Annotated in this window: 5 protein-coding genes, 1 tRNA gene and 1 pseudogene; 6 read left to right on the forward strand and 1 reads right to left on the reverse strand. The window is 39.4% G+C overall.

The window, feature by feature from the left end:
• Positions 1-25: 25 nt before the first annotated feature.
• From ACTB00_RS19680 to ACTB00_RS19695, 4 genes are all read left to right on the forward strand, one after another.
• Positions 26-98, forward strand: a tRNA-Lys gene (locus tag ACTB00_RS19680).
• Between the two features lie 288 nt (positions 99-386).
• Positions 387-1,595: a site-specific integrase gene (locus ACTB00_RS19685; protein WP_463301618.1), complete on the forward strand. Its 1,209-nt coding sequence runs from the start codon at positions 387-389 to the stop codon at positions 1,593-1,595.
• A 124-nt stretch (positions 1,596-1,719) separates the two neighbouring features.
• Positions 1,720-2,283: an RNA polymerase sigma-70 factor gene (locus tag ACTB00_RS19690; protein ID WP_463301619.1), complete on the forward strand. Its 564-nt coding sequence runs from the start codon at positions 1,720-1,722 to the stop codon at positions 2,281-2,283.
• A gap of 102 nt (positions 2,284-2,385) precedes the next feature.
• Entirely contained in the window at positions 2,386-3,009 is a 624-nt protein-coding gene (locus ACTB00_RS19695; RefSeq protein ID WP_463301620.1) for a FecR family protein, read from the forward strand.
• 32 nt (positions 3,010-3,041) lie between these two features.
• On the opposite strand, the pseudogene ACTB00_RS19700 reads toward ACTB00_RS19695, so the two are convergent.
• Positions 3,042-4,218: pseudogene (locus ACTB00_RS19700) on the reverse strand (IS3 family transposase).
• Positions 4,219-4,367: 149 nt separating this feature from the next.
• On the opposite strand from ACTB00_RS19700, the gene ACTB00_RS19705 reads away from it, so the two are divergent.
• Both ACTB00_RS19705 and ACTB00_RS19710 read left to right on the forward strand, forming a co-directional pair.
• Entirely contained in the window at positions 4,368-4,514 is a 147-nt protein-coding gene (locus ACTB00_RS19705; protein ID WP_463301621.1) for a hypothetical protein, read from the forward strand.
• Entirely contained in the window at positions 4,511-5,452 is a 942-nt protein-coding gene (locus ACTB00_RS19710; RefSeq protein ID WP_463301622.1) for a hypothetical protein, read from the forward strand. Before ACTB00_RS19705 ends, ACTB00_RS19710 begins: the two co-directional genes overlap by 4 nt.
• Positions 5,453-5,634 lie beyond the last annotated feature (182 nt).

Raw genomic sequence — 5,634 nt, forward strand, 5'->3', positions numbered from 1 at the left:
TAAACAAAAAGGCAACATACAGGATGACTCAGTAGCTCAGCTGGTAGAGCACATCCCTTTTAAGGATGGGGTCCTGGGTTCGAACCCCAGCTGAGTCACACTTCAAGACAACAAAAAACATCAAAAGCGCTTAAATCGAATGGTTTAAGCGCTTTTTTATTTTGTGCAGGCATCAAAAACAGGCATAGAATCGCAAAGTAAACGAGACTATATCGAGACCTATCCGAAGAAAACCGCCAACAGGTCTCGGTAATCGATGTAATTTTCTGATGATCAATTCATTTTGAGTGAATTTGTTTCGTTTTGATGCTTGGATATGAGACCCTAAACGGGTAGTTTTAAGTAGGAAAACGAGACCATTTTTAACCACAAAAATGAGTTGAGTTATGAGAGTGACCGTAAATTTCTCTTTAAAGAGATCAAAATCCCGCACCGACGGGAAATGCCCGGTTTATGTCCGGTGCACCATGAACAACCAGCGCTTCGAATTATCTACCGGTATTTTTGTTGTTCCCGATAATTGGGATGATGGCCGGCAACAGGTTGCAGGAAGAACAGAAGAGTCCAAAATCCTGAATAACGGGTTGGGCAAAATCAGAACCAGGGTGCAGGATGTCTACAACCAGTTGGAATCGAAAGGAGAACCTTTCTCTACTCTCCACGTGAAAAACAAACTATTGGGAGTAAGCAATGAAAAAGGCGTATTGGAAATTCTGGATGGCATTATTAAAGGGATAGCTGCCAGGGTCGGAAATGACTATTCCGAGGGAACGCTAAAGCATTACAAAACAACCCGGATGCGACTGGCTGAATTCTTCAAAAGCAGCTTCGGCAGAAATGATCTGGCATTGTCGGCGGTCGATTACAAGTTTCTGAGTTTATTCGACCTGTACTTGAAAACCGAACTCAGGTTAAGGCCAAATACGGCCCTCACCTACCACAAGCATCTAAAAAGGGTTTTAAATACCGCGATAGCCATGAATCAGCTTTCCCATAATCCTTACCGCTCTTTCAAAGTTTCTCGCAATGAAACGCATCGGGATTACCTGACAATCCAGGAATTGGATAGAATCAAACGTAAAGAAATCAGCACAACCCGAATGCAAATTATTCGAGATGTTTTCGTTTTTGCCTGTTACACCGGACTGGGCTATGCAGAACTAAGTAACCTTCGCGGCACTCATATCCACCAAGGTAATGACGGAGAAAAATGGATTATCATTGATCGGATGAAAACAGAGATTCGCTGTCGGGTTCCATTGCTGCCACAAGCCAATATCATCTTGCAGAAGTATGAAAACTTTCCGGTGAATCGAAACAGAGGTAAACTACTTCCGGTGCATTCAAATCAAAAGATGAATGAATACCTCAAGGAACTGGCTAGCATCTGCGGAATCACGAAGAATTTATCCATGCATGTCGCCCGGCATACCTTTGCGACTTCTGTTACCTTGGCAAATGGCGTTCCGATTGAAACAGTTTCAAAAATGCTGGGGCACACTTCATTAAAAACAACGCAGATCTATGCACGGATTGTAGATTCAAAGATATCGGAGGATATGAACACACTCAAAATGAAATTAAATGGAGCATAGCCTAAAAAGATTCTTCAGACATTGATAGATCCTAATATCTCACCTGAGAGTAGATAATTTTATTCAAACAAATAAAGTGGATAATTTTTCTAAATTTGCTGGATCAAACCGAAACTGAAAAGAGATGTATCTCAATCAGGCCAATAGCTTTAATGAGATTTATACTGCCTATTACAGGAAGTCCTACCTGTATGTAAAATCGTATGTTCATGATGATATGGCCGCCGAGGATATTGTATCTGATGCCCTTATTAAATTATGGGAACGGATGAAAAAGGACGCAGTAGATCCAGTCAGGCCTTTTTTGTTTTCCATTTTGAAAAACAGTACGCTCGACTATTTACAGCATCAAACCATTAAACGGGATGTTCACGGTACAATCGAAAAAGCACTGACCCGGGAGCTGGAAATCAGAAGAACATCGCTTGAGTCCAGTGACCCAAATGAAATCTTCTCCAAAGAGATACAGCAAATCATTCAAAAAACTCTCCAATCGCTTCCCGAGAAAACAAGGGAAATATTTCTTCTAAGTCGTTTTGAAAATAAATCGTACAAAGAAATTGCTGAATTGTTTGATATTTCTCAAAAAGGGGTCGAGTATCATATTTCACAATCAATAAAGGAGTTACGTTTAGCCTTAAATGATTACCTACCGCTAATTGGATTTTTTTCTTTCCTGAATTATTAAAAAAAGTTCAAAAATCGACTAGGGATGCTTCAGCTTCAATCGTTCTGTTAGTAGTTAGCGGAAAATTAAAAACGCCGCTACTAAAAACTAAACGTTTCAAGCATGGAAGAGCTTCTATTAAAGTATGTCAATGGGAATTGTACTGACGAGGAAAAGGTAATGGTAACCAATTGGTTGGATGCTGATCCCAAAAATATGAAGGAATACCTGGCTCTTCGAAAATTAAACGACATCATGATCTGGCAAACAGATGCTGATGTTGCCTCTCGGAAAAAGTCCAAAGATAAAACAGCTGTTAGAAGAAGAAATAAATACTTTATCGAAGCCCTGAAAATAGCGGCCATATTCGTTCTTGCATTATTAGTATCCCATTATTTTTTGTCTGAAGATATTCGACAGAATACCAAAACCAACCTACAAACTTTGCATGTTCCTGCCGGGCAACGTGCCGAAATTACGCTGGGAGATGGTACAAAAGTGTACCTAAACGCGAAAACCACCATGACTTTCCCAAGCCAATTTTCGGGAGATGTCCGTGAAGTCAAACTTGATGGCGAAGGCTTTTTTGATGTTGCCACAGATAAATCAAAGCCATTTATTGTAAACACTGAAAAATATGATGTTAAGGTCTGGGGAACAAAATTTAACCTGATGGCTTATTCGAGTGCTGAGAATTTTGAGACCTCGCTTTTGGAAGGTGCTGTTGAAGTGCTAAAGCAAGTGTGAACTTGCAACAAAAAAGTGGACATTGAGTTAAGTCATGCTACCATTTTATGTTTGTTTAATAGTTTTCCAAATTCTGTTGGTGAAAGATAATTTAAAGAAGAATGCCTTCTTTTAGTATTGTACCATGTTTCAATATATTCAAATATTGAATTCGAAGCTTGCCTCCTTGATACATATTTGTATCGATATACCCACTCTGTTTTTAATGTTTTAAAGAAACTTTCAGCTACAGCATTGTCCCAGCAATTTCCTTTACGGCTCATACTTTGATAAACCAATGGATTTTGATGGATCAAATTCTTAAAATCGGTACACGCATATTGAATACCCCTATCTGAGTGAAAACCAGTTTTGTATGAATGGGGCGATTGCGTATTGCCATTAACCATGCAGGAACTACTGTTTCACATGCTTTCATTGAACGACTGATAGCCCATCCAATTATTTTCCTGTCAGCTAAATCAATTATGACAGTTAAATATAGCCAGCCTTCCAAAGTGCGGATGTATGTAATATCCGAAACCCAAACTTTGCCTTGTTGTACCACTTTGAACTCCCGATTTAGCAAATTTGGCGCCACAGGGTAGTTGTGTTTTGAATTTGTTGTCGTTCTGAACTTCTTTTTAGTTATACTGCGGATATTGGCCTTGCTCATCAGTCTGGCAACCCGCTGCCGGGAAACCGAAACATGGTTTGCTTTTAGTTCTTCTGTTATCCGTGGGCTGCCATAGATCCCTTTACTTTTCGTATGTATTTTGTGTATTTGTTCCACAAGTGCTTTATTTTCAATTGTCCTTTTTGAAGGCTTTCTTTTCAACCATTTATAATAACTACTTCGGCTAACATTCAATACTTTGCACATCATTTCGATGGGAAATCTATAGCTGTGATCAGCTATAAACCGGTAAACTTTCCATCGCTCTTGGAAAAGATGCTGACCGCCTTTTTTAAGATATCCCTTTCCATGCGCATTTCTGCTAATTCTTTTTTCAAAAGGGAAACCTCGGATTCTTCTTCTGTCATTTTAGGAATCCCGTTACCAGGAAAACTTTTCCCTTGATAACTTGCAAACTCACTACGCCAGCGATATAATAATTCTGGTCGGATATTTAACTCATTGGCTAATTCCACAACATTCGCTCTGGAATAACTTAATTCAACTGCATTCAGCTTAAACTCTCTTGTAAATGTCCTTCGTTCTTGTTTCATAATTCTAAGATATAAGTTTTGAAAATATACCTTAACTAACTGTCTACTCAAATGTAGCAACTTCACCCTGTATTTTACTAATTTGCCCCCCTTCCCTCTTCCTGAAACACATTAGCTTGCTATTGAAAAAACCTTATTAAAAACGGATCATGAAAACATACAAGAATACCATACCCGAACATGCCCCTCCGGACGAAAACCCAAGCTTACTCAACTTAAAAGAGCAAACCCTTCGAATGGTGAATTTAAAAAACCCACTGAAATTTCACACAATAACCATTAACTTAAAATCATGAAAAAAACTAAATTTTTACTACTAATTCCTTTAACCGGATTGTTATGGATCTTGCTTTTTTCCTGTTCAAAAGAAGACCTCAGCAAAACTCAGCAAGTAAAGCAAGTAAACATAGATACCAAATCGACGGATGAGGATGTCCAGGTTGTTTTCCTGACATCAGGCAGCAGTTTGATAACCCTTATGCAAGGGAACTATCAGTTGCGCCTGTCTTTCTATACCCCCTGGTACACAGAAAAAGATGTTGCTTATGTAGATTATTATATTGCAAAGACAGGAGATGATCCACTGGATGATAACGAAGGCCATTACTTAGACGGAGGCGTATCAATGCTGAGCTATAACGGAAATCCGTTAAAAGCCGGAATATGGGATATACAAGCACAGGTTAGGTTTAACGATGGGAAAACGTATAATTCGGATATTGTTACAGTTACGATTGAGTATCCTCCCCGGGAAGTAATTAAATCGTGGGTGTCGTCGGATATGGACGATGCTTGGCAGAAAACAAAGGAATTTGCCAAAGAAAATCATGGCAAATATAAAGAGTACGGGTTCTGTCTGTACGCTTACCTTGACCGGGATATTTATGAGCTGAGGATTGATTCGCCTTTCCAAACAGGGAATACGTCTGAATGCGGGGAGGATGCCACTTTAACGCTTTATAATTCTCCACACCCATCAACGGATCCATCACAGGGAGGAAAATATTTAATCGGCCTGTTTCATACCCATCCGCCACTGACTTACTGCTCCTCCAGAGTATCCAGGAATCCCACCGGGGCATCATCGATAGATACTTCGAACCTTCGTCCGAATACCCTGGGCTTCGTGTATGATTATTCCCAGGGTTCGATTAAGGGCGGCCATGATATCAACCTGGGTGCTAAAGTTTATGACTATGGTCCCGAGGAATTGGCAGTCTCTTCTATGGATTAATTCTTTAAATGCGATTAACTTTTAAATATTATTAACATGAAAAATTATCTAATATTATCGGCCATTTTCTTTTTAACGGGTAACTTTTTTTCAGCAAGTGCCCAAAAAGAATCCTCCCGCCACGTTTTTAAGCTTGGTGAAGTGAAACTGTCTCCTGAAGATTCCGTTTTTATATACTCCAT

It is taken from the genome of Sunxiuqinia sp., from assembly GCF_055140945.1.

Bases quoted from the DNA above. Each gene is read 5' to 3' on its own strand.
- ACTB00_RS19690 (WP_463301619.1), top strand. From the start codon at position 1,720: ATGTATCTCAATCAGGCCAATAGCTTTAATGAGATTTATACTGCCTAT.
- ACTB00_RS19695 (WP_463301620.1), top strand. From the start codon at position 2,386: ATGGAAGAGCTTCTATTAAAGTATGTCAATGGGAATTGTACTGACGAG.
- ACTB00_RS19705 (WP_463301621.1), top strand. From the start codon at position 4,368: ATGAAAACATACAAGAATACCATACCCGAACATGCCCCTCCGGACGAA.
- ACTB00_RS19685 (WP_463301618.1), top strand. From the start codon at position 387: ATGAGAGTGACCGTAAATTTCTCTTTAAAGAGATCAAAATCCCGCACC.
- ACTB00_RS19710 (WP_463301622.1), top strand. From the start codon at position 4,511: ATGAAAAAAACTAAATTTTTACTACTAATTCCTTTAACCGGATTGTTA.